21 protein-coding genes are annotated in these 23,323 nt (G+C 71.3%); 11 read left to right on the top strand and 10 right to left on the bottom strand.

The features are described 5' to 3' along the window. Positions 1–22: 22 nt before the first annotated feature. From ACQ393_RS00160 to ACQ393_RS00150, 3 genes are read right to left on the bottom strand one after another with little or no spacing between them, the layout of a single operon-like run. Positions 23–1,099 carry an ABC transporter permease gene (locus ACQ393_RS00160; protein WP_430644791.1) on the bottom strand — a complete coding sequence of 359 codons (1,077 nt, stop codon included), beginning with the start codon at positions 1,097–1,099 and terminating at the stop codon, positions 23–25. Further along, positions 1,096–2,136 (bottom strand): ABC transporter permease, encoded by a 1,041-nt coding sequence (locus ACQ393_RS00155; protein WP_430644790.1) that lies wholly within the window; start codon positions 2,134–2,136, stop codon positions 1,096–1,098. The genes ACQ393_RS00160 and ACQ393_RS00155 overlap by 4 nt, the downstream gene beginning before the upstream one ends. Beyond that, complete coding sequence (locus ACQ393_RS00150) at positions 2,133–3,656, bottom strand: sugar ABC transporter ATP-binding protein (RefSeq protein WP_430645324.1); 1,524 nt, start codon at positions 3,654–3,656, stop codon at positions 2,133–2,135. Before ACQ393_RS00150 ends, ACQ393_RS00155 begins: the two co-directional genes overlap by 4 nt. A 135-nt stretch (positions 3,657–3,791) precedes the next feature. On the opposite strand from ACQ393_RS00150, the gene ACQ393_RS00145 reads away from it, so the two are divergent. Together ACQ393_RS00145 and ACQ393_RS00140 are read left to right on the top strand one after the other, a co-directional pair. After that, positions 3,792–4,808, top strand: coding sequence for a LacI family DNA-binding transcriptional regulator (locus tag ACQ393_RS00145; RefSeq protein WP_430644789.1), 1,017 nt, complete (start codon positions 3,792–3,794; stop codon positions 4,806–4,808). 163 nt (positions 4,809–4,971) lie between these two features. After that, positions 4,972–5,541 (top strand): GIY-YIG nuclease family protein, encoded by a 570-nt coding sequence (locus tag ACQ393_RS00140; protein ID WP_430644788.1) that lies wholly within the window; start codon positions 4,972–4,974, stop codon positions 5,539–5,541. A gap of 98 nt (positions 5,542–5,639) precedes the next feature. Here the strand turns inward: ACQ393_RS00140 and ACQ393_RS00135 are convergent, their stop codons facing one another. Continuing rightward, positions 5,640–7,625, bottom strand: coding sequence for a DEAD/DEAH box helicase (locus tag ACQ393_RS00135; protein WP_430644787.1), 1,986 nt, complete (start codon positions 7,623–7,625; stop codon positions 5,640–5,642). Positions 7,626–7,695: 70 nt separating this feature from the next. Continuing rightward, the gene (locus ACQ393_RS00130) at positions 7,696–8,658 is read right to left on the bottom strand and encodes an aldo/keto reductase (protein ID WP_430644786.1); all 963 of its coding nucleotides are present in this window, start codon (positions 8,656–8,658) and stop codon (positions 7,696–7,698) included. A gap of 118 nt (positions 8,659–8,776) precedes the next feature. Here ACQ393_RS00130 and ACQ393_RS00125 point away from each other — a divergent pair, with 118 nt between their 5' ends. Both ACQ393_RS00125 and ACQ393_RS00120 read left to right on the top strand, forming a co-directional pair. Then, a complete protein-coding gene (locus ACQ393_RS00125) occupies positions 8,777–9,547 on the top strand; it encodes a hypothetical protein (RefSeq protein WP_430644785.1) in 771 nt (256 codons plus the stop codon). 121 nt (positions 9,548–9,668) lie between these two features. After that, positions 9,669–9,956 carry an iron-sulfur cluster assembly accessory protein gene (locus ACQ393_RS00120; protein ID WP_430644784.1) on the top strand — a complete coding sequence of 96 codons (288 nt, stop codon included), beginning with the start codon at positions 9,669–9,671 and terminating at the stop codon, positions 9,954–9,956. A gap of 104 nt (positions 9,957–10,060) precedes the next feature. On the opposite strand, the gene ACQ393_RS00115 is transcribed toward ACQ393_RS00120, so the two are convergent. Both ACQ393_RS00115 and ACQ393_RS00110 read right to left on the bottom strand, forming a co-directional pair. Next, positions 10,061–10,969 (bottom strand): alpha/beta fold hydrolase, encoded by a 909-nt coding sequence (locus ACQ393_RS00115; RefSeq protein ID WP_430644783.1) that lies wholly within the window; start codon positions 10,967–10,969, stop codon positions 10,061–10,063. Positions 10,970–11,062: 93 nt separating this feature from the next. Next, entirely contained in the window at positions 11,063–12,451 is a 1,389-nt protein-coding gene (locus ACQ393_RS00110; RefSeq protein ID WP_430645323.1) for an MFS transporter, read from the bottom strand. Between the two features lie 407 nt (positions 12,452–12,858). Between ACQ393_RS00110 and ACQ393_RS00105 the strand changes: the two genes are divergently transcribed. Next, positions 12,859–14,655 carry an acyl-CoA dehydrogenase gene (locus ACQ393_RS00105; RefSeq protein ID WP_430644782.1) on the top strand — a complete coding sequence of 599 codons (1,797 nt, stop codon included), beginning with the start codon at positions 12,859–12,861 and terminating at the stop codon, positions 14,653–14,655. Between the two features lie 61 nt (positions 14,656–14,716). Here the strand turns inward: ACQ393_RS00105 and ACQ393_RS00100 are convergent, their stop codons facing one another. Then, on the bottom strand, positions 14,717–16,327 hold the full coding sequence (locus tag ACQ393_RS00100; protein ID WP_430644781.1) for an amidohydrolase: 1,611 nt from the start codon (positions 16,325–16,327) through the stop codon (positions 14,717–14,719). Beyond that, positions 16,324–17,778 (bottom strand): purine-cytosine permease family protein, encoded by a 1,455-nt coding sequence (locus tag ACQ393_RS00095; RefSeq protein WP_430644780.1) that lies wholly within the window; start codon positions 17,776–17,778, stop codon positions 16,324–16,326. The genes ACQ393_RS00100 and ACQ393_RS00095 overlap by 4 nt, the downstream gene beginning before the upstream one ends. 82 nt (positions 17,779–17,860) lie before the next feature. Between ACQ393_RS00095 and ACQ393_RS00090 the strand changes: the two genes are divergently transcribed. The 6 genes from ACQ393_RS00090 to ACQ393_RS00065 all read left to right on the top strand — a co-directional run bounded on the left by ACQ393_RS00090 (position 17,861) and on the right by ACQ393_RS00065 (position 21,516). Continuing rightward, complete coding sequence (locus ACQ393_RS00090; RefSeq protein ID WP_430644779.1) at positions 17,861–18,514, top strand: TetR family transcriptional regulator; 654 nt, start codon at positions 17,861–17,863, stop codon at positions 18,512–18,514. 119 nt (positions 18,515–18,633) lie between these two features. Next, positions 18,634–19,203, top strand: coding sequence for a dihydrofolate reductase family protein (locus tag ACQ393_RS00085; RefSeq protein ID WP_430644778.1), 570 nt, complete (start codon positions 18,634–18,636; stop codon positions 19,201–19,203). A 372-nt stretch (positions 19,204–19,575) separates the two neighbouring features. Further along, a complete protein-coding gene (locus ACQ393_RS00080; protein WP_430644777.1) occupies positions 19,576–19,806 on the top strand; it encodes an NAD(P)-dependent oxidoreductase in 231 nt (76 codons plus the stop codon). Beyond that, positions 19,803–20,216 carry an NAD(P)-dependent oxidoreductase gene (locus ACQ393_RS00075; protein ID WP_430644776.1) on the top strand — a complete coding sequence of 138 codons (414 nt, stop codon included), beginning with the start codon at positions 19,803–19,805 and terminating at the stop codon, positions 20,214–20,216. The genes ACQ393_RS00080 and ACQ393_RS00075 overlap by 4 nt, the downstream gene beginning before the upstream one ends. After that, the gene (locus ACQ393_RS00070; RefSeq protein ID WP_430644775.1) at positions 20,216–20,656 is read left to right on the top strand and encodes a MarR family winged helix-turn-helix transcriptional regulator; all 441 of its coding nucleotides are present in this window, start codon (positions 20,216–20,218) and stop codon (positions 20,654–20,656) included. Before ACQ393_RS00075 ends, ACQ393_RS00070 begins: the two co-directional genes overlap by 1 nt. Further along, positions 20,653–21,516: an SDR family oxidoreductase gene (locus ACQ393_RS00065; protein WP_430644774.1), complete on the top strand. Its 864-nt coding sequence runs from the start codon at positions 20,653–20,655 to the stop codon at positions 21,514–21,516. Before ACQ393_RS00070 ends, ACQ393_RS00065 begins: the two co-directional genes overlap by 4 nt. A gap of 74 nt (positions 21,517–21,590) precedes the next feature. Here the strand turns inward: ACQ393_RS00065 and ACQ393_RS00060 are convergent, their stop codons facing one another. Beyond that, positions 21,591–23,321, bottom strand: a complete 1,731-nt coding sequence (locus ACQ393_RS00060; protein ID WP_430644773.1) for a SulP family inorganic anion transporter — start codon at positions 23,319–23,321, stop codon at positions 21,591–21,593. Between the last annotated feature and the right edge of the window lie 2 nt (positions 23,322–23,323).

The raw sequence follows: 23,323 nt of genomic DNA, 5'->3' as shown, positions 1-23,323 counted from the left end.
TGTGTGATTCCAGGTGGAGCGATCAGGACGACGCGGATGCCGCCAGCTCGCGCTCCTTCTTCTTCCCGATCGCCGAGATCCGCCGACGGCGGAGCCAGGCGAGGAGGCTTGCCGACACCACCGAGAGCACGAGCAGCACTCCCGTGATGACGTTGATGATGTCGCTGGTGACCCCGGCGAGGCGGAGCGCGCTGCCGAGCGTGCCGATGAGCAGCACACCCGCGATGACGCCGTGCAGCGCGCCGCGTCCGCCGAAGATCGAGACGCCGCCGAGGAGCACCGCGGCGATGACCTGCAGCTCCATGCCCGTCGCGTTGTCGCCGCGGGCGTTGTTGTAGAGCAGCGTGAAGTACACCCCGGCGAAGCCGGACACCGCGCCGCTCATCACGAAGAGCAGGAACTTGGTGCGGCCGACGTCGACGCCCGAGAAGGCCGCGGCCTCCTTGTTCAGGCCGATCGCGTAGAGCGAGCGACCGAACGGCGTGAAGTGCAGCAGGATCGCGAACGCGATCGCCAGCACGACGAACGGGATCATGATGCCGGGGATCGGCGTGCCGGGGATGTTGTCGCGCGCGAGGTCGGACCAGAACTCGGGGAACTCCGTGACCGCGGTCGTGCCGAGCAGGCCGACGGCGATGCCGCGGAACAGCGCGAGCGTGCCGATCGTGACGGCGAGCGACGGCAGGCCGACGACGGTCACGAGGAACCCGTTGATGACGCCCGCGACCGTGCCGACGAGGATCGCGGCGATGGCGGCGACCGGGAACGGCAGGCCCGCCTGGGTCAGGATGCCGGTCATCACGCTCGAGAGGCCCACGATCGAGGCGACGGAGAGGTCGATCTCCTCGGTGATGATGATGAGCGTCATCGGCAGCGCGATCAGCAGGATCGGTGCGATGTCGCGCAGCAGGTAGGTCACGGTGAGCGGGCTGTCGAAGTTCGGCACGACCGCGAGCGAGACCGCGATCACGATGACGAGCAGCCCGATCACGGCGGACTCGCGCGTGAGCAGCACGCGCCGCCAGAGCGGGTTGCTGTACGCGGTGTAGGTGCGGGTGGTCCGGGTGTCCGGCTCGGACGCCGGTGCCGTGGCGGTCATCGGCCTTCCTCCCTGATCTCGAGCAGCTTGCGGGATTGTCGGAGCGCGAGCACCCGGTCGAGCACGATCGCGCCGATGATCAGGGCGCCGACCACGGCGCGCTGCCAGAAGTCCTGGATGCCGAGGATCGGCAGCGCCCGATTGATGGTCAGGAGCAGGTAGGCGCCGATCGCGGCACCCCACAGCGTGCCCACGCCGCCGGAGATCGCGACGCCGCCGATGACGGCCGCGCCGATCGCCTGGAGCTCCCACCCGGTTCCGGCCTGCGAGCTCACCGTGCCGTACCGCGCCGCGTAGAGCACGCCGGCGAGGCCGGAGAGCGCGCCGCTCAGGAGGAACGCGGTGAGGATGCGGCGCGTCACGCGGAGGCCGTAGAGGTGCGCCGCATCCGGGTCGGAACCGATCGCATAGAACTCGCGGCCGCTGCGGAGGTTGCGAAGCACCCACGCCGCGATCACGAGCACGACGACCGCGATGATCGTGAGGATCGGGATGTAGAGGATCTGCCCCGTTCCGAGACCGCGGAACGCGGCGGGCAGGTCGGAGGCGTTGATGCGGTCGCTGCCCGTCCACGCGACGTTGATGCCGCGGTAGACGTAGAGCGTGCCGAGCGTGATCACGAGGGCGGGCACCTTCGCGAACGCGACGAGCGCGCCGTTGATGAGGCCGAGGACGGCGCCGAGCGCGATGCCCGCGATGAAGACGACGATGATCGGGATGCCGGGCACGTCGATGAACAGCCGGCCGGTCAGGTAGGCCGTGAGGCCCAGCACGGATCCGACCGAGAGGTCGACGTTCCGGGTGATGATCACGACCGCCTGGCCGACGGCGACGAGCAGCAGAAGCGACGGCGTCAGCAGCAGGTCGCGGAACCCGTCGCTGGAGAACAGGAAGTTCGGGTTGACGATCGTCGCGACGACGATGACGAGGAGCAGCGCGATGACGATGCCGGTCTCGCGCGCCTTGAACAGGTGCGAGACGGCGCGAGAGGCCGCGGATGCTCCGGGCTTGACGGGCGGGGCTGCGGTGGCGGTCACTTCGCCTCCTCCTTGTCAGCGGTGGCGGCGAACATGACCGTCTCGGGGGTGGCCTCGGAGCGGGGGAACTCGCCGGTCAGCCAGCCCTCGCGCATGACGAGGACGCGGTCGGCCATGCCGAGCACCTCGGGAAGCTCGGAGCTGATCATGAGGATCGCCATGCCCTGCTGCGCCAGCTCGGAGAGCAGGCGGTGCACCTCGGACTTCGTGCCGACGTCGATGCCGCGGGTCGGCTCGTCGACGATGAGGACCTTCGGCTCGGTCGCGAGCCACTTGCCGAGCACGACCTTCTGCTGGTTGCCGCCCGACAGGGTGCCGGTCTCGGCGTCGAGCGACGCGGTCTTCACCTCGAGCCGACTCGCCCAGATGGCTGCCGCGGCGTTCTCGGTGCGGTTCGTGATGAGGCCGGCGGTCGCGAGCGAGTCGCGGATGGCGAGGGTCACGTTGCGCGACACGCTCTCGTCGAGCACCAGGCCCTGCTTGCGGCGGTCCTCCGGGACGAGCGCGAGGCCGCGCGCCATGGCGACGCGCGGGTTGCCCTTGGGCAGCGCGGCACCCGCGAGCGTGACGCGCCCCGACTCGTAGGGGTCGACGCCGAAGATCGCCCGCGCGACCTCGCTGCGACCGGCCCCGACGAGGCCCGCGAGCCCGACGATCTCGCCGGCGCGGACCGAGAAGCTGACGTCGTGGAACACGCCCGTCCGGGTGAGCCCCTCGACGACCAGGACCTCGTCGCCGACCTCTGCCGGGAGCTTCGGGAAGAGCTCGGCGACATCCCGCCCCACCATCTGGCGGACCAGCTCGTCGACGCTCGTCTCGCTGATGGCCTCGGTCGCGATGTAGCTGCCGTCGCGCATGACCGTGACGGTGTCGCAGAGCGCGAAGACCTCGTCGAAGCGGTGCGAGATGAACATGAGCGCGCGGCCCTCGTCGCGGAGGCTGCGCGCCACGGCGAAGAGCCGCTCGACCTCGACGCCCGAGAGGGCGGCGGTCGGCTCGTCCATGATCAGCACGCGCGCGTCGAGCGAGATGGCCTTGGCGATCTCGATGATCTGCTGGTCGGCGATCGAGAGACCCTCGGTGATGCGGTCGGGGTCGATCGAGACGCCGAGTCGGGCGAAGATCTCCTGCGCCTCGGCGCGCATGGCCTTGCGGTCGATGCGGCCGAACCGGTTCGTGGGCTGGCGGCCCATGAAGATGTTCTCGGTCACCGACAGGTCGGGGAAGAGCGTCGGCTCCTGGTAGATGACGGCGATGCCGGCGGCCTTCGACTGCGCGGTCGAGTGGAAGTCGGCCTCCTCGCCGCGGAGCTTGAAGGTGCCCGCATCGCGGCGGTAGAGGCCGGCGATGATCTTCACGAGCGTCGACTTGCCCGCGCCGTTCTCGCCGATCAGCGCGTGGATCGATCCCTGCTCCAGGGTGATGGTGCCGGAGCGGAGGGCGACGACGGCGCCGAACGACTTCACGACCTTCGACAGCTCGAGCGCCGGGGGCGCGGGGGTCGTGGGGGGCTGGGCCACGGTCACGTCCTCCTCCTTGAGGTGAAAACTTTATGAATCGATTCAGGCTCGATTCAGGCATACTCTATGGAGGACATCGGCGAGGGTCAAGTCCGGCCCGGACGGATGCCTCCAGATCGATTGCGAAGGAGCAGGATGGCCGCGGTCAGCATTCGCGACGTCGCCCAGCACGCGGGCGTCTCGGTGGGCACGGTCTCCAACGTCCTCAACCGCCCCGGCGAGGTGTCGGCCGAATCGGTCCGCCGCGTGCAGGAGGCCATCGATACGCTCGGCTACGTGCGCAACGACGCCGCCCGCAAGCTCCGCGCCGGCGTGAGCACGACCGTCGGCTTCGTCGTGCTCGACGGGCAGAACCCGTTCTTCGGCGACGTCGTCCGCGGCGCGGAGGACGAGGGCTCGAAGTCGGGCATCGCGATCCTCTACGGCAACACCGACGAGGACCCGAAGCGCGAGCGCATGTACCTCGACCTCTTCGAGGAGCAGCAGGTCCGCGGCGTGCTCATCTCGCCCTACGGCGACATCAACCCGCGCCTCGAGCGGCTCCGGTCGCGCGGGATCGCCGCCGTACTCGTCGACCGGTTCAGCGGCGACGGGCGGTTCAGCTCGGTCTCCGTCGACAGCGTCGCGGGCGGGCGGATGGCCGTGGAGCACCTGATCGCGACCGGACGCCGCCGCATCGCCTTCGTGGGCGGTCCGTTCGAGATACGCCAGGTCACCGACCGGCTCGCCGGGGCGAGGGCGGCCGCTGAGAACGCCGGGGAGCACATCGACCTCGAGGTCGTCGCGACCGACGCACTGACGGTCGCCGACGGCGCGGCGGCCGGTGCCCGCATCATCGCGCGCCCGCGCTCGCAGTGGCCCGACGCGATCTTCGCCGCGAACGACCTGCTCGCCCTCGGGCTGCTGCAGTCGCTCATCGTCGGCGGCCGGGTGCTCGTGCCCGACGACATCGCCCTCATCGGCTTCGACGACATCTCGTTCGCCGCGGCGGCCGCCGTGCCGCTGTCGTCGATGCGGCAGCCGAGCCGCATGATCGGGCGCACGGCGCTGCGGATCCTGCTCGAGGAGACGGCCGACCCCGAGCTCATCCCCCGGCAGACGGTGTTCCAGCCCGAGCTGGTGGTGCGCGCGAGCACGACGCCGCAACGCTGAGCGCGCGTCCCGGTCGTGCAGCCCGTGCCCTGCTCCCCCATCCAAGTACGGTTTGTGCGCCGGAGGCCGGTTCGAACGCGCACTCCACCGCAGAAGCCGTACTCGGCGGGGCGTCAGCTCCACGGGCGGCCTCGCGTCGGTGGGGCGGCGTAGCGTGCGGGGCATGGCGACGGATGCCGCGGCCTGCACGGCCGTCGACGAACGCGGGCCGTGCGGCGCGCCCGCCGAGCCCGGCGCTCCGCTCGCGCTGTGCACGACGCACCTGCTCGCGGCGCACGACTGGGTCGCCCGCGAGCACGGCGTGGCCGACGTGCTGCCCGGCGCGTGCCTGGTCTGCGGATCGCGGGTCGGCGTGCGGTACCCGTCGGGGTGGGTGTGCGCGGTCTGCGAGTGGCGGGTCGGCGAAGTCCCGGATGGCGAGCTCCCGCCGCCGCGCGTCGACGTCGTCTACTACGTCCGCTGGCGCGAACGCGTCAAGATCGGCACGTCGTCGAACCCGCGGCGGCGCCTCGCGGCGATCCCGCACGACGAGGTGCTCGCGTTCGAGCGCGGCGGGCGGGCTCTGGAGCAGCGCCGGCACGCCGAGTTCGCGGCATCCCGCTGGCCCGGCGGCGAGTGGTTCCGGTTCGACGAGCCGATCGTGCGGCACGTCGCCGAGCTCTCCGCCGGCGACGAGGACCCGTGGGACCGCTACGACCGCTGGCGCAGCGAGGAGCTCGCCCGCCGCACCTGAGCGCGCCCGCGTTCGGTCCTGGCGCATGAGGATCCCGCCTCCGCCCCGCCGTGCGGGGGCATCGACCGGATCCTCATGCACGGGTGAGGATCAGCGGGTCAGGACTTGCCGTGCCGCGGCTTGCGGGGCTTGCGGTCGGCCGAGTCGCCGCCCGGCGCGCGGTCGCGGTCGCGGTCGTACCCGCGGTCGCGGTCGTACCCGCGGTCGCGGTCGTACCCGCGTCCGCCGCCGCCCTGGCCGCGGTCGCGGTCGTAACCGCCGCGTCCGCGGTCGTAGCCGCCACGGTCGCGATCGTAGCCGCCACGGTCGCGATCGTAGCGACCGCCGCCGCCGCCGCGACGGTCGTCGTACTGGCGGCGCGGCCGCCCGCCCGTGTCGAGGCGGAGGTCGATGGGACGTCCGGCGATCCGCGTGTCGGCGAGGCGCTCGAACACGTCGGCCGGCAGGTTCGCGGGCAGCTCGACCAGCGAGAAGTCGCCCTGGATCCGGATGGCGCCGAAGTCGTCGCGCGCCAGTCCGCCCTCGTTGGCGAGCGCACCGACGATCTGGCCCGGCATCACGCGGTGCCGCTTGCCGACGTCGAGGCGGTAGGTCGCCATGCCCTCGCGCGAACGACGCGGCCCGCGATCGCCCCGGTCCCGGTCGCCGTAGCGGTCGTCGCGCCCGCCGCGGTCGTCGCGGTCGAACCGGTCCCGTCCGCGCTCGCGCGGCGCGGGCTCCGGCTCGGGCTCCATGAGCAGCGGCGAATCGCCCTGCGCGACGACGGCGAGCGCCGCGGCGACATCCGTCTCGGGAACGTCGTGGTGCCGCACGTAGTGGGCGATGATGTCGCGGAAGCCCTCGATGCGCTCGGACTGCTCGAGCGCGGCCGAGATGCGGTCGTCGAACCGCGAGAGCCGCGACTCGTTGATCTCGTCGACGCTCGGCAGCTGCATGGGCGTCATCTGCTGCTTGGTCGTGCGCTCGATGCGGTTCAGCAGGCCACGCTCGCGCGGCGTGACGAAGCTGATCGCGTCGCCGGTGCGCCCGGCGCGACCGGTGCGGCCGATGCGGTGCACGTACGGCTCGGGGTCGGTGGGGATGTCGTAGTTGATCACGTGGGTGATGCGCTCGACGTCGAGTCCGCGGGCCGCGACATCCGTGGCCACCACGATGTCGAGCTTGCCCGACTTGAGGGCCTCGACCGTGCGCTCGCGCTGCGCCTGCGCCATGTCGCCGTTGATCGCGGCGGCCTCGTAGCCGCGCGCGCGGAGCTTCTCGGCGAGCTCCTCGGTCGCGTTCTTGGTGCGCACGAAGATGATCACGCCCTGGAACTCCTCGACCTCGAGGATGCGCGTGAGCGCGTCGACCTTGCGCGCGTGCGCGACGACGAGCACGCGCTGCGTGATGTTCGCCGAGGTCTGGGTCTTCGTCTTGACCGTGATCTGCTCGGGGTCGTTCAGGTACTGCTCCGACATCCGTCGGATCGCCGCGGGCATCGTCGCCGAGAACAGCGCGACCTGCTTCTCGTCGGGGGTGTCGGCGAGGATCGTCTCGACGTCTTCCGCGAAGCCCATCTTCAGCATCTCGTCGGCTTCGTCGAGCACGAGGTACTTGAGGCCCGACAGGTCGAGCGTGCCCTTGTCGAGGTGGTCGATCACGCGGCCGGGCGTGCCGACGACGATGTGCACGCCGCGGCGCAGCGCCGACAGCTGCACGCCGTACCCCTGGCCGCCGTACACGGGCAGGATGTGGAGGTCGGGCAGGTGCGCCGCGTACTTCTCGAACGCCTCGCAGACCTGGAGCGCGAGTTCGCGCGTGGGGGCGAGCACGAGCGCCTGCGGGCTGCGGTCGGAGGTGTCGAGGCGCGCGAGGATCGGCAGCGCGAACGCGGCGGTCTTGCCGGTTCCGGTCTGCGCGAGGCCGACGACGTCGCGCCCCTCGAGCAGGGTCGGGATGGTCGCGGCCTGGATCGCGGAGGGCGTCTCGTAGCCGACGTCGTCGAGCGCCTCGAGCACCGCCCCCTCGAGTCCGAGATCGGCGAAGGTGGGCGTCGTGGGCTCCTCGGGAGCCTCTGCCTCGGTGGGGATGTCGTCGGAAGTCACATTTCAGGGTAGACCTCGGCCCTGTGCAACCGCCCCATGCGGTGACGGATGCCGCGGCGGCGCGCCGCACCTACCCCCAGGTCCGTGCGCTCCGCGCCGCCCAGTACGCGACCGGATCCTCCGCGAGGGCCGTGGCGGCCGCGACGGCCGCGGCATCCGTCGCCGGCGCCCGCGACGCGAGGTTCGCGTCGAGCTGCCCGGCCGTCATCGCGCCGGAGAGCACGACGTCGGCCCACGGCTGGGCGCGCGCGGCGCCGATCGCGAGGGCGTCGATGCCCTCTCCATCGGCCGCGGCGAGCGCAGCGGCATCCGCCTCGGACCCGGCGGGCGTGAGCCGCCCGTTCGCGACCGCCTCCTTCACGACGACGAACCAGCCGGCGTCGTGGGCGCGCGCGAGCGCGGGGCCGACCGAGGGCTCGAGCAGGTTCCACGTCGCCTGCACGGTGCCGAACGGCGAATCGGGCAGCGTGCGGGCGGCGTCGAGGGCGTCGGCCTGATGAGGTCCGCTCGTGGAGATGCCGACGGAGACGCCGGATGCCGCGAGCTCGCGCAGCCGGTCGAGCAGCGCCTCGTCGGCGAGCGCCGGGCTCTCGGGGGTCAGCGAGTGCACGAGGTACCGGTCGGGTGCGCCGCCGAGCGCGGCGAGCGTCTCGGGCCACTGGCGCTCGAGCATGGCGAGCGAGTGGTCCTTCCGCTCGTGCACCTCGGCGTCCATGCGCCATCCGCCGACGTACGCGTAGCCCCACTTCGACTCCAGCTCGAGCTCGCCGCGGCGCCCGGGGTGCGCGGCGAGCCACGATCCGAGGAACTCCTCGGCCCGCCCGTACGACCGGGCGGCATCGACGAAGCGGATGCCGCGCTCCCACGCAACGTCGAGCATCGCGTGCGCCCGGCGCCGCATCGCGTCGACGCTGCGGTCGTCGCCCAGGCTCGCGTCGCGGCCGGTCGTGATGTACGCGGGTCGGCCGAGCGCGGCGAGGCCGAGGCCGAGCCGAGCGAGCCCCGATGTCGCGGATTCCGGAGGTTCCTGCACGGTGGGCGAGCCTACGCGGCCCCGACGTCCGGCGCATCGGCGGCGGAGTACGCTCATCGGGGATTCGACGAGACGGAGAGCGGGGTCGGGCGTGAGCCGAGGGAGCGAGCAGCGTCAGGTGACGATCGACCGGCTGACGCGCGCGGCACGCGTCGCGCTCGGCTCGGGGCGCGAGCTGGACGACCGGCTCATCGCCGACATCTGCGAGCAGAACGGCGTGGACCCCAAGGCCTTCCGGCGATTCTTCGCGACCGACGACGAACTGCTCGACGCGGTGAACGAGCAGCTGGTGCACGACTGCGTGAGCCGGCTGAGGTCGGCGGTCGACGCGTTCGACGCGGTCGAGGTGACGGATGGCGCGGCCGCCGCGGATGCGGATGCGGACGCCGACGCGGCTGACGGCGGGTCCGACGAGCGCGGCGCGGCGGAGGGCAACGGGTCCGACGGATCGGGCATCCCCGAGGCATCCGGCATGCCCGAGGCATCCGTCACCCCGGCCCCGGACCCCGTCGAGGTCGCCGCCCGCATGCTCGCCGACTCGTGGCCGCTCGACCGCGGCGGGCTGATCATCCGCTCCCAGCGGCGCTTGCGCGCCCTGACCTCGCAGGCCGGCGGGGGCGACGCGGCGGCCGCCGCGGAGCGGTCCTTCGTCGAGCGGCTCGTGCCCGTGTTCGAGGACCTCATGGAGAAGCTCGATCGCCGGTTCACGTGGTCGCCGACGCTCGCGGTGCGCGTGGTCGTCGACACGTACGAGCGGTCGTTCGAGAGCTGGTTGCTCATGGGCAACCGCGAGGAGGACTTCGACGCCTCCCCCTACGCGACCCGGACCCTTCCCGTGCTGCTCCGCGGCACGAGCGAGCCGGTCGGAGCGGATTCCGACGCGGCGTAGACGCGATCGGCGCGACGCGCGGGAGCGCGCGCGTACGCGATGAGCGAAACCGCCGCAGCGAGGTGGCGGTCGACCGAACGATCTGGAATCGTGGCCGACTCGCGATCAGAGGAGGACGAACATGCTCACACTGACCGATACCGCGGCCACGGTCGTGAAGGAGATCGTCGCCGGCAACGGCGCCCCCGAGGGGTCCGGCCTGCGCATCGAGGCCGAGGACCCGGACGGCACCCAGTTCGGCGTGGCGATCGCGCCCGCGCCCGAATCCGGCGACGCCGTCATCGAGCGGTCGGGCGCCCGCGTCTACCTCGGCGAGCGCGCGACGATCGCGCTCGACGACAAGATGCTCGACGCCAGCGTCGCCGAGGACGGACGCGTGGCCTTCGACATCCTGCCGCAGGCCGTCTGACGAGCGACCTCGCGTCCGCGCCTCCGGCGCGGGCGCCGACCGGCCCCGCTGCGTTCCGACGCGGCGGGGCCGTTCCGTTTCCCGGGGCCGCCGGCGCGGGGTGCTCAGCCGTCCGTGGCGGTCGGATGGTGCACGCCGCGGTGGATCTCGACCACGCGGGCTCCACCCGTCGACGTCGGGTCGTCGATGATGGAGCGGTCGTCCATGAACCGGCGGATGATGTGCGCGAGGGCCCGCGCGTGGCTGAAGTTGATCGCGTGCGCGGCGCCTTCGATCGTGACGGCGAGCACGTGGTTGTCGACCTCGCCGGCGACCTCCTGCACCCGGGCCGGCCCGGGCATCAGGGGGTCGCGATCGCCGAGCACGACGAGGGTCGGCAACTCGAGCTCGAGCAGTCGCTGGAGCGACGGGTACTGCGTCAGCGCGCGGAACAGCTTCAGCGTGCTCGGCACCCCGAACCGGGCGTAGTCCGGCACTGCGACGCCGGCCATGCGCGGGGGCTCCCGCGTGCCGTCGCGTGCGAGCTGGCCGATGGCGCGCGTGAGCGGCCGGTTGAACGCGCCGCCTGCGGGTGAGACGAGCACGGCCCGGTCGATGCGGTCGGGGAAGCGTCGGGCGAACTCGAGGATCACCGGGCAGCCCATCGAGTTGCCGACGAGGGTGGCCCGCTCGACGCCCCGGACGTCGAGGAAGCGCGCGGCGGCGTGGGCGAGGTCGGGGATGTCGAGCCCCTCGGGGTGCCGGCCGCTCCGGCCGAAGCCCGGCAGGTCGGGCACGAGGGTGTGGAAGTCGGCGGCGAGCAGCTCGGCCGTCGGCAGCAAATACCTGCCCGACATCCCGAACCCGTGCACGTGCAGCATCACGCGCGCGTCCGCTGCGGGCCCGGGCGACTCCCGGAAGAACACGTCGACCCCGTCGACGACCGTCCACTGCTCCGACAGCCGCGACGCGGGTCGGCGCGGGGTCCGGCGGGCGCGCCACCGCTCGGCCGCTGCCGCGCTCGTCTTCGCCATCGACGCACCCCCTCGTCGGCCACATCTGACCACGGAGGCGGCCGGATCGGCAAGACCTTCGGCCCGTCGCGGTCGCGGCGCGTGCGACCGGCGTCAGGCCGAGGCGGCCTCCGCGGGCTCCGCCGGCCGGTGCTCGATGTCGTCGACGTGCGCGCGCGGCATGGCCACGGCGCCGGCGATCGTCGCGACCGCCGCGATCGCGACGCCGATGAAGACCGCGGCCGAAGCCGACCGGATGGCCGCCGCCGAATGCGCGCCGAGCCCAGAGTCGGCGATCACGCCGTTCGCGACCGCGCCGAAGACGGCCACGCCCACGGCACTGCCCATCGAGCGGAGGAACATGTTCGCCCCCGTCACGACCCCGCGCTCCGACCACGGCACCGAGGACTGCGCGGCGATGAGCGTCGGCGAGGCGACGAGCCCGAGTCCGAGACCCACCACGAAGCACGCGATCGCCGTCGTGACCGGGTGCGGCACGAAGGTCGCGGCGACGAGGCCGAGCGAGCCGAGCACGGCGATGCCGAGGCCGAGGAACGCCGTGTTGCGGAACCCGATGCGGAGGTAGAGCCGACCCGACTGCGAGGCCGAGATCGGCCACCCGAGGGTGAGCGCGGCGACGGCGAGCCCCGACACGATGGGCGTCGCGCCCGCGGAGATCTCGAGGAAGGTGGGGACGTACGACGTGAGTCCGATGAGCACCGCGCCCACGCCGAGCGAGATGAGCGAGGTCGTCACGATCAGCCGTCGCGAGAAGACCCAGAGCGGCAGCACCGGCTCGGCCGCCCGTCGCTCGATGAGCACGAACGACAGCAGCAGCAGCGCGGCGACGGCGAACGCGCCGACGCTCTGCCACGAGGTCCACGCCCAGGCCTGGCCGCCCTCGAGGATCGCGAGGATCAGCAGCGTCAGCCCGACCGTGAGCACGGCGGCGCCCGCGATGTCGACCTTGTGCTTCGTGCGCTCGACCTGCTCGTGGTAGTTGCGGATGAGCATCCACGCCGCGATGAGGCTGAGGGGGATGTTGACGAAGAAGATCCACCGCCACGAGAGGAACTCGGCGAACAGGCCGCCGAGCGAGGGTCCGATGACGGATGACGCGGCCCACACGCTCGCGATGTACCCCTGCACGCGCGCGCGTTCCCGCACGGTGTAGATGTCGCCCGTGATGGTGATGGAGACCGGCAGCACGGCGCCCGCGCCGAGGCCCTGGATCGCGCGGAACACGATGAGCGAGGTCATGTCCCACGCGAAGCCCGCGAGGACCGAGCCGACGAGGAACGCGCCGATGCCCACGAGCATGATCGGCTTGCGACCGATGGTGTCGGCGAGCTTCGCGTAGACCGGGACCGACACGGCCTGCGCGAGCAGGTAGATCGAGAACAGCCACGGGAACTGCGCGAACCCGCCGATGTCGGCCACGATCGACGGCACCGCCGTCGCGAGGATCGTCGCCTCGATCGCCACGAGCCCGGTGCACAGCATCAGTGCCGCCAGCACGGGCCCGCGCTCGGATCGCAATCCCACCGCGGTCTGCTCGGTCACACGTCCTCCTCGCCGGGTCGTCCTCGGCGCGAGACCCCCTCAGGGTCAACGCGGCTCGGCGCGCTGCATTCCCGCAGCCGAGGATCCGCTCACTCCGACGGCGACGTCCGATGGATGACGGGCCGGGTAGTTCCGCCCGGGCACGGACCGGTTCCTCCGACGGAGGTACTTCGCCGGGGTGTAGCGGCGCGCCGACGCCATCCCATTCGCACCCGGCCGGCCGCTCCGGAGACCTCACGACGCGCCGACTGGCGGGAGGTACAAGCCTGGCCCCGCTTCGCCCGACACGCTTCGTGGATGGCGACAGATTCGGCCCGCACGCGGGTGCCCGCGCCTACAGTCCGAAGATGACTGATTTCCGTCCGCCCGTCGCCGACCTCGCGTACGCCCTCGAGCATGTCGTGGGCTACGAGCAGGTGGCCGAGCTTCCGGGCTTCGAACACGCAGACCTCGACATGGTCACCGAGATCCTCGAGGAGGTCGGCGGCTTCATGGCCGAGGTCGTCGCCCCCACCAACCGGGCGGGCGACCTCGAGGGCGCCCGCCTGAACCCCGATGGCACCGTGACGACGCCGACCGGGTTTCGCGAGGCGTACGCCGCCTACGTCGAGGCCGGGTGGGGTTCGGTGCCCTTGCCCGAGGCGTACGGTGGCGGCGCCTTCCCGCGCACGATCGGGCTCGCCATCCAGGAGCTCATGATGGAGGCCAACATGGCCTTCTCGCTCGCCCCGCTGCTCACGCAGGGCGCGATCGAGGCCCTCCTGCACTACGGCAGCGAGGAGCAGAAGCAGGCCTGGCTGCCGAAGATGGTGACCGGCGAGTGGGCGGGCACCATGAACCTCACCGAGCCGCACGCCGGCTCCGACGTCGGCGCCCTCACCACGAAGGCCGTGAAGCGTCCCGACGGCACGTACGGCATCACGGGCCAGAAGATCTTCATCACGTTCGGCGACCACGACCTCAGCGAGCAGATCGTGCACCTCGTCCTGGCGCGCACGCCCGACGCGCCCGCGGGCACGAAGGGCATCTCGTGCTTCATCGTGCCGAAGTTCCTCACGAACGACGACGGCTCGCTCGGCGAGCGCAACGGCGTGCACACGGTCGGCGTCGAGCACAAGATGGGCATCCACGGCTCCCCCACCTGCGTGCTGTCGTACGAGGATGCGACGGGCTACCTCATCGGCGAGGAGAACCTCGGCATGCGCATCATGTTCGTGATGATGAACAGCGCCCGCCTGTCGGTCGGCACGCAGGGTCTCGCCGTCGCGGAACGCGCGTACCAGCAGTCGCTCGACTACGCGACCGAGCGCGTCCAGGGTCGCGCGATCGGGGCCGCGCAGGACTGCGCGATCATCGACTTCCCCGACGTCCGCCGCATGCTCATGACGCAGAAGGCGTACATCGCCGCGCTCAGACGCATGATGCTGCTGAACGCCGTCCACGTCGACATCTCGACCCACCACCCGGATGCCGCGACCCGCGCCCGCGCGGACGAGATCGCGAGCCTGCTCACCCCGATCTGCAAGTCGTTCGGCACCGACCTCGGCAACGAGCTCACGTCGCTCGCGCTGCAGATCCACGGCGGCATGGGCTTCATCGAGGAGACCGGCGCCGCCCAGCACTACCGCGACGTGCGCATCGCCGCGATCTACGAGGGCACCAACGGCATCCAGGCCGCCGACCTCGTCGGCCGCAAGCTGGGCGTCCGGGGCGGCGCCTCGGCCCTGGAGTTCATCGCCTCCATGCGCGAGCTCGACGCCGAGCTGGCGGCCGCGGGCGAGGAGTTCACGTCCATCCGCTCGCAGCTCGCCTCCGGTCTCGACGTGCTCGAGCAGACGACCGGCTGGATGCTGCGCACCGGCGCCGCCGACCCGAACTCGGTCCTCTCCGGTTCCAGCCCCTACCTGCGCATCTGGGGCCTCGTCGTCGGCGGCTGGCTGCTCGCCACGTCCGCGCTCGCCGCGCGTGGCCTCGACGACGACGGCATCGCCGCAACGCAGCTCCCGCTCGCCCGGTTCTACGCCGAGCAGCTGCTGCCCGCGGCATCCGCCCTGGCCCCCGCGGCGACCGCCGGCTCGCGCGACCTGTACGCGCTCGACGCCGACGCGCTCGGCGACGTGGTCCGGCGCGCGGCCCGCGTCTGACGCACGACGATCGGGGGGTCGCGCCGGACGGCGCGGCCCCCTCCGTCGTCGTGCCGCGCGTTCAGCGAAGGTGACGGGTCCGCCCGGCGACGATCGTCTCCACGACCCGCGTCTCGAGGAGCGAGCGCGCACCCCGCTCGAACGGATCGGCATCCAGCACCACCACGTCCGCCGCGAAGCCCGGCGCGATCCGGCCGCGCCACTCGCCGTCGCCGACGGACGCCGCGGCGTCGCGCGTCGCGTGCCCGAGCGCACGATCCAGCGGCAGGGCGTACTGCGGATGCGTCGCCGGCACCGACGGATCGAGCGCCGACGCGCGCGTCGAGGCGACGTACAGGTTCGCCAGCGCGGCGTGCGGCGCGGTCGGCGCGTCGGTGGAGAAGGCGAGCAGCGCGCCCGCGTCCTCGTACTCCGGCCACGGGAACGCACGCTCGACACGCTCATCGCCGAGCATCTCCGCCCAGTTCGCGAAGATCGCCGGGTCGGCGTGCACCGGCTGCATCGACGCGGTCACGCCGAGTCGCGCCATCCGCTCGGCGGTACCGGGCTCGGCGTACTCGAGGTGCTCGATGCGGTGCCGCCGTTCGCGCTCGCCGTTGACGTCGATCGCGTGCTCGATGGCGTCGAGCGCGAGGTCGACCGCGAGGTCGCCGATCGCATGCTGCGCGACCTGCAATCCGGCCGCGTCGGCGGCGACGACCACCGGTTCGAGCCGCTCTCGCGACCAGATCGGGTCGGCGTTCGAACCGTCGGCGTACGGATGCCGCAGCGCGGCGGTGCACCCGTCGATCGTGCCGTCGAGGATGAGCTTGATGCCCACCACGCGCAGCCAGGGCGTCGACGCGGCGCCCGCGAGTTCGGCCGCGCGGGCGACCTGCGCGAGGTTCGCGGCGTCGTCCCCGGTGTTGGTGATGAGCCAGTGCGCGGCGACGCGAAGCGGCAGCTCGCCGCCGTGGCGCACTCGAGCGCGCTCGAACGCGGCGAGGCCGTGCTCGTCGAAGGCCATGTCGACGACGCCGGTGACGCCGGTCGCCAGGTACGCGTCGATCGCGCGTTCGACGTCCTCGTCGCGGGCGTCGTCGGTGGTCGCCGCGTCGCGCTGCGCCCACGCGTACTGCATCGCCGCCGTCTCGTACAGCATCCCGGTCGGCTCACCGTGCTCGTCGCGCGCGATCGCTCCCCCGATCGGGTCGGGCGTGTCGCGCGTGATGCCCAGCTCGGCGAGCGCGGCGGAGTTGACCCAGCAGGAGTGGTAGTCGTTCGCGTCGAGGTACACCGGGATGTCGGCCACGGCGGCGTCGATCATCGCGGCCGTCGGCGCGCCGCCGGGCACCGAGTCGAAGAGCCAGCCTCGTCCGCGCAGGACGGTCGCGTCGGGGTCCTCCTCGCGCGCGCGACGCAGCCGGGCCTGGATCTCGTCGAGCGAACGGGCGTCCGTGAGCGGGACCTGCCCCAGTGCGGCACCCATCATGAGGAGGTGGGTGTGCGCGTCGGTGACCCCGGGCAGCACCAGCCGACCCTGCAGGTCGACGACCGTGTCGGCGTCCGGCGCCTCCTCGCGGTCGCCCGCGAACACGATGGTGTCGTCACGGACGGCGAACGACTGGGCCCAGGCGCGCTCCGGATCCGGATGGGCGGTGAAGACGCGTCCGTTGGCGTACAGGGTGATCACGGGCGGCCCTCCTTGGCGAGCGGCGTGCGGAGCAGGATCGCGTAGAGCGCGGCCGCGACGAGCATCCCGACCGGCACGGAGAGGTCGATGTAGCCGGTCGCCTCGGCGATCGGCCCGGCCCACACGCCCGTCGCCAGGCAGAGCGCCGTCGTGAGCCCACCCGCGAGGAGCGCGACCAGGCCGGGGATGCCCCATCCGCCCGAGTACCAGAACCGTCCCCCCGGATGGTCGTCGAACAGCTCCGCCCCGTCGTAGGCGTAGCGGCGCAGGAGGACGTCGACGACGAAGACGGCCATCGCCGGCCCCGACACGATGACGAGGAACTGCAGCATGAGGTTGGCGGCCTCGAGCAGGCTCGACGACAGCACGAGGTAGATGGTCAGGGCGGTGCCGACCACCCCGACGATGATCGCCGCCGGGATGCGACGGAGGCGGAAGCCGATGGCCTGCAGGGCCATGCTCGACGTGTAGGTGGTCATCGCGTTCAACGCGATCGTGTTGATGACGACGCCGACCACGAGGACGGGACCGAGCCAGGCCGGCAGCAGGTCGAGCAGGGCGACATCCAGCCCCGCATCGAACGCGGCCCCGCTCAGGCCGGTTGCGAGCAGCACGCCGACGGTCGTGAACACGATGAACGGGATGGCGCCGCCGAGCCCGGTCGCGAGGGCGATGCGCGACGGCTTGGTGGAGCGCGGCAGGTAGCGCGCGATGTCCGGGCTGTTGATGAACGACAGCGGCGTCGAGGCGAGGATGGTGAAACCGATCGTGAGCGACGACCACAGCGCCGTCCCGCTCAGGGGCTCCGGAGCGGCGTACTGCCAGTCGACGGTCGGCAGGATGAAGGCGGCGACCGCGAGGAAGATCACGAAGAGGGCCGCGGCCATGTAGGAGTAGGCGCGGACGATGAGTCCGTGGCCGAAGATGGCGACGAGGATCGTGATCGTGGCGACCACGACCGTCACGCCGATGGGAACCCAGACGGGGTCGTCGATCCCCATCCGCCGCAGCAGGTCGGCTCCCATGAAGGATGACGCGAGCCAGGTCAGCGACAGGAACACGGCCCCGATGAACCAGCCGACGACGGCCACGAACAGCTTGTTCCCGAGGATGCCGTACATCGCTCGCGTCACCACCGACCCGGAGGTGCCCGCCGCGGGCCCGCTGCCGGCGATGAGGCCCGGGAGGACCCACAGCAGCGCGGCGGCGACGATCACCGCGATCGCCTGCCACACCTCGAGCCCGAGCAGGATCAGGGTGGCGCCGATGGTCAGGTTGAGGATGCTGACGTTGGGCGCGGCCCACACGAGGAGCAGGTCGCGGGCGCGTCCGTGGCGCTCGCGCTCGCTCACGAGCTCGATGCCTCGGGTCTCGGGCCGGGATGGCGTGTCGACGAACTCGTCGAGCAGTGGCTCGGGCTGGGGCGGGGTGCGGGGCGGCGTCTGGGTCACTGGCGTGCCTTTCCGGGAGCGTCGTTGCTATTGGTCACATGCCCAATGGACTATTGGTCAGTCATTCAATAGGCTGGGAGCCGTGGCGTCAAGTCCTGCAGCAGTGCGAACCCGCAAGCGACCGGAGGAACGGCGCGAGGAGATCGTGTCGCAGGCCGCGGCGATCGCACTCGAGAGCGGCCTCGAACGCATCACGCTGCGGGCGGTCGCGGAGCGGCTCGGCGTGCGCCCCGGCCTCATCACCCACTACTTCCCCGCCGCGGAGGACCTGGTCATCGAGGCGTTCGTCCGCGCAGCGGTGCGCGAACGCGATCAGTTCTTCCCCGCATCCGGCGATCCCCTCGATCGGGTGGCGCACTTCATCGCCCATGTCGAGAGCGGCGCCTCGACGCCCCTCGCTCGGCTGTGGCTGAACGCGCGCCACCTCGCCCGCTTCAGCCCGGCGCTCGACGCGGCGCTCCGGGAGCAGGATGCCCTCGACCGGGCGCGCCTCGTCGAGATCGTGGAGGACGGGATGCACGCCGGCCGGTTCCCCATCGACGACGCGGAGGCCGCCTGCGTCCGCATCCTCATCGCCGTGGACGGCAGCGGCTCGTACGTCAACAGCGCGCCGGCCGCCACGCACCCGGCACAGCAGCACGTCGTGGCCGACATGACGGATTGGGCGCTCGGACTCCAGGCGGCCACCATGCGCACGGCCGTTGCGGCTCGGGTCGCATCGAACGCCGACCGGTGAGTCGGGTGGTCCGGGCGGTTCGCACGCCGAGGCGCGATGGGGTGCCGCAGAGCGACGTCGCCGACGTAGTCTGAGCACGGTCCGGTGAGCACGCGCTGCGCATCAAGGGAGAGCGACGGATGAGACCGCTTCGATACTCGATCAACGTCACGCTCGACGGCTGCGTCCATCACGAGGCGGGAGTCGCGCCCGAGGAGGAGTCGATGCGCTTCTGGACGAACGAGATGGAGGGTGCGGATGCCCTCCTCTACGGCCGCACCACCTACGAGATGATGCAGTCGGCCTGGCGCCGACCGCCCACGGGCACCTGGCCCGACTGGATGCGCGACTGGGAGATCCCGTTCGCTGAACGCATCGACCGGACGCGGAAGCACGTCGTGTCGAGTTCGCCGGGTGCGGTCGACTGGAATGCCGAGCTCGTGCAGGGCGACCTGGAACTGGAGGTCCGGCGGCTCAAGCAGGAGCCGGGCGGGGCCCTGCTGACGGGTGGCGTCACGCTCCCTCGCGCGTTGGCCGATCTGGGGCTCATCGACGAATACGTCTTCGTGGTGCACCCGGTCCTCGCCGGGCACGGGCCGACGTTGCTCGCCGGGCTCCGCGAGCGCATCCGGCTCGAACTCACGGACCGCCACGAGTTCCGGTCCGGGGCGGTCGCCCTACGGTATCGGCCCTCGCCGAACCCGGAGTGACGTCAGCCGTCGAGCGCTACTTCGGTAGCGAGGGCGGGACTCGAACCCGCGACACCACGGAGGTGACGAGGTCGTTCTCGTGTCTTTCCTCGCGATACGGAGATCTCGTGTCGTCTCGGACTGGCCCGGGATTCCTTGAGAGAACGGATGCTGCAGGGACGATGCTACTCGGATGGGCTGGGAACGTCTCGCATGGGATCGAGTGCATATTCGTTGAATAAGCGTGCGCGCATCAGGTCTCCCGCGGTCTCACCCGCCTGCGCAATCGGCACCCAGCAAGCGTTCGACCATGCGCACCCCGCCGCTTCCGCAGAAGACGGCTCACGCCTACGACTGCCCGCAAGAATTCACTTTAGTTGCTAAAGTACCGGGATGACGACCATCGCACTCTTCGGCGGCACTGGGAAGACCGGCCGCCGGGTCCTCGAACGTGCGCTCGCCGCGGGGTACGACGTGCGTGCGCTCGTGCGCGATCCCGACAAGCTGGGTGACCCGGCCGGGCACCCCGCGCTCACGGTGATGGTCGGCGACGTCCTCGATCCGGTCGCGGTCGATGAGACCGTCGCCGGCGCCGATGTGGTGCCGCCCTGTTCGGGCAGGTGAAGGGTTCCCCGAAGACCCTGCAGGCCGATGGCACGCGCAACATCGTCGCGGCGATGTCGGCGCACGGGGTCCGGCGAATCGTGACCCTCTCCGGCGGTGGCCTCAGTGCCACGGGCAAGGACCAGCCCAAGGCCCCCGACAAGATCATCCGCTTTCTGCTGAAGACCCTCTCCGGTCAGGTGCTCGCCGACGCCGAGCGGCACCTCGAGATCCTCGAGGCCAGCGGACTCGACTGGACGGTCGTCCGCGGGGCGCGCCTGACCGAACGCCCCGGCACGGGCGCGTACCGCGTCGGGTGGGTGGGGGTCGATGCGAGCACGCAGATCAGCCGCGACGACCTGGCCGATTTCATCCTGACCCAGGTCGATGACCGCGGCTTCGTGCACGAGATGCCCTTCGTGAGCAACTGATGACCGACCTCGCGGGCCGGACCGCGCACGTCGCCGCCGTGCTCGAATCGGCGACCGTGCTCGGGCGCACCATCGGGGCCGGGCACCATGTCCCGCTCGGCGACCACGACCTCACCCGATCCCAGCTGCAGGCACTGTTCACCGTTGCACACGATCGTCGACCGGTTACCCCGAGCCGGCTCGTCGCCGTCCTGGGCCTGACCGCCGGCGCGGTCACCCAGCTCGTCGACCGCCTCAGGAGCGCGGGCCTGGTCGAGACCGCACCGAACCCGGACGACGCCCGATCCCGGATCATCCGGTTGACCGCGGACGCCGCCGACGAGGTCGACCGGTTCGAGCACGCGATCGTCGAACGCCTCCTCCCCCGGTTCGACGCGCTCGACGATCACGAACTGCACACGCTTGCCGACCTGCTCGAACGCGTCACGGAGGAACCATGACCGAACCGGCCGTCTTCGTCACCGGTGCCACGGGCATCGTCGGTTCGGCCGCGCTCGAACACCTGCTCGAACGCGGCACACCGGTTGTGGCCACCGTCCGCAGTGAGGCCGACACGGCGAAGCTCCCGTCGGGCGCTGTGCCGCGGACCTTCGACTTCGCGATGGCGCCGCGCCGGATCGAGGCGGCGCTCGACGGATGCGACCGGCTGTTCCTGATGCGTCCTCCGCCGATCTCCGACGTGGAGACCTACCTCTTCCCCGTGATCGACGCGGCGATACGCCGCGGTATCCGCCAGATCGTGTTCCTCTCGCTTCAGGGCGTGCAGGCCAATCGGAAGACGCCGCACCACGCGGTCGAGCAATACCTCAAGTATGTCGACGCGCCCTACACGTCACTGCGCCCGAACTTCTTCATGCAGAACCTGTCGACCACCTACGCGGACGACATCAGCGAACGCGATGAGATCTTCGTCCCGGCCGGGCGCGCGTTCACCGCGTTCATCGACGCGCGAGACATCGGCCGTGTCGCCGCAGCCGTCTTGACCAGCGACGGACACCTGCAGACGTCGTACACCCTCTCGGGCGAGCAGTCGCTCCAGTACCGGCGAGTTGCGGCCATCCTCAGCGAGGTGCTCGGCCGCACGATCCGCTACAGCCGCCCAGCGGAACGGGACTACCTCGATCGACTGCGCGAACAGGGTCGGCCGGAGGACTACATCGACGTGCAAAGGATGATCTACCGCGTCGTCCGACTGAACGTCTCCGCGTTCCCCAACCGGATGGTGCGCAAGCTCACCGGCCGACCGGCGACGACGTTCCGCGAATTCGCCGAACGGGAGCGGGCGGCCTGGGAGCGGTGACGCTGGGCGTTGGGCAGCCGACCACGCACTCCGAGTCCCGCCTCCACGGCGGATTCCAGCGTCTCCCGCAGAGGTCACCGTCGATCCGACACCCATGCCGCCGCGTCCTCGAAGGCGGTTCGGACGGTTTCGCCCTGCCACTCCGTTCCCCGGTACACGGCGTGCTCTCCGATCAGGGCGATGATGCCGCCGTGTCGGAGTTGCGCGATCACGTCGTCGCTGCTGACCACGAACCTGAGCTCCGACGAGTGATCGTGCAGCGCGGCGGCGTACCTTCGGAGCACCTCGACGAGCGCGAGGCCGAGCTGGTCGACGCCACGCAGGCGGAGGATGACGACCGAGCCGCGCGAGGTCGCGGTCACATCCGGCAGCCGCGCTTCGAAGACGGGCGCGCTCGCGAAGAAGAGGCTCCCGTATGGCTGGAGGACGACCACTTCGCCGCCCGGGATCGTCGGGTCGGGGTCGATCTCCTTCATCCGGCCGTCGGGTTCGATGCTGAGCCGTCGAATCCGGATCCGGTTCGACTGCTGTACGACGAAAAGGATGATTCCGAGGCCGACCCCGACCAGCACCGCGAACTGCAGCGGCACGATCAGGGTCAGGACGAACGTCACCGCCATGACGGTCGTCTGCAGCGGCCCGGTCTTGATCACCGAGAGCACCTTGGCCGGCTTGATCGCTTGGATTCCCACGACAATGAGCAACGCGGCCAGCGACGGCATCGCGACGAACCCGACTGCGTCGGAGAGGAAGAGGATGACGAGCATCATGACGCCGCTGGCGACCACGAGCGCGAGCCGGGTGCGGGCTCCGGCAGCGGCGATGAGCGCTGACGCGGACATCGATCCGCCGACCGGCATCCCGCGGAACACGCCCGCGACGACGTTCCCGACGCCTTGGCCGATGAAGTCGCGGGAGGCGTCGGCGGGTCGACCATCGAGGTTCGGCACCCCGGCCGAGACGGCCGCGCCCTGGATGAGGCCGACGAACGCGAGTGAGATCGCCGGGAGCGCGAGGAACCAGAGATCGTCGAGGGAGGGCAGCGCCGGGGCGGGGAGTCCGCTCGGCACGTCGGTGATGTCGCTCACCGTCGCGACCGGGAATCCCAGCCACTCGGTGCTCGCGAACGCGAGCACCGACCCGACCACGACGGCGACGACCAGGCCGAGGGATGCCAACCGTGTTCGGGTCAACCAGACGATCAGGGCGAGGCTCGCGAGGCCGACGATCGTGGTCGGCAGGTCGATGCGGACGATGTTGAACAGCAGGTCGAAGGTCCGCGTGATCCGGTTCGCTTCGCCGCTCTCGTAGCCGGTCAGATTCGAGAGCTGCCCGAGCACGATATTGACCCCGACCGCGGTGACGAACCCGGTCATCACCGCGGTCGGCACGAATCGGAGCAGGCGTCCGCCGCGCAGCAGGCCGGCGATGATCATCACGACACCGGTCAACATCGCCAGCGTGAACAGCGCACGGTCCGGGTCCGGACGCGAACCGAGGTCGGTGTCCGCGACGACCAGCGCCATCGCCCCGGTCGCCTGGACGGCCATGAACGAACTGCTGGTGAAGAACGCCGCGCCGAGCATGCCGAACAGGTAGCCGTAGAGGCCGGCGATCGGGTTCACCCCGGCGAGCAGGCCGCTGGCCAACCCGTCCGGCACGCTCTCGATGCCGAGCACGAGCCCGGCGACGCCGTCCTTGCCCAGCGTGTCACGACGGAACAGCCCGCGGAACCGCGTCCAAGCCGCCCGGCTCCTGGAAACGGGCGGCGAGGACCCGGCCCCGTCGGATGTCGCGTCGTTCACAC

The sequence above is a fragment of the Agromyces sp. GXS1127 genome (assembly GCF_050565425.1).
In the GTDB taxonomy this organism is placed as follows: Bacteria; Actinomycetota; Actinomycetes; order Actinomycetales; family Microbacteriaceae; genus Agromyces.
This window is presented reverse-complemented; position numbering and strand designations above follow the sequence as displayed.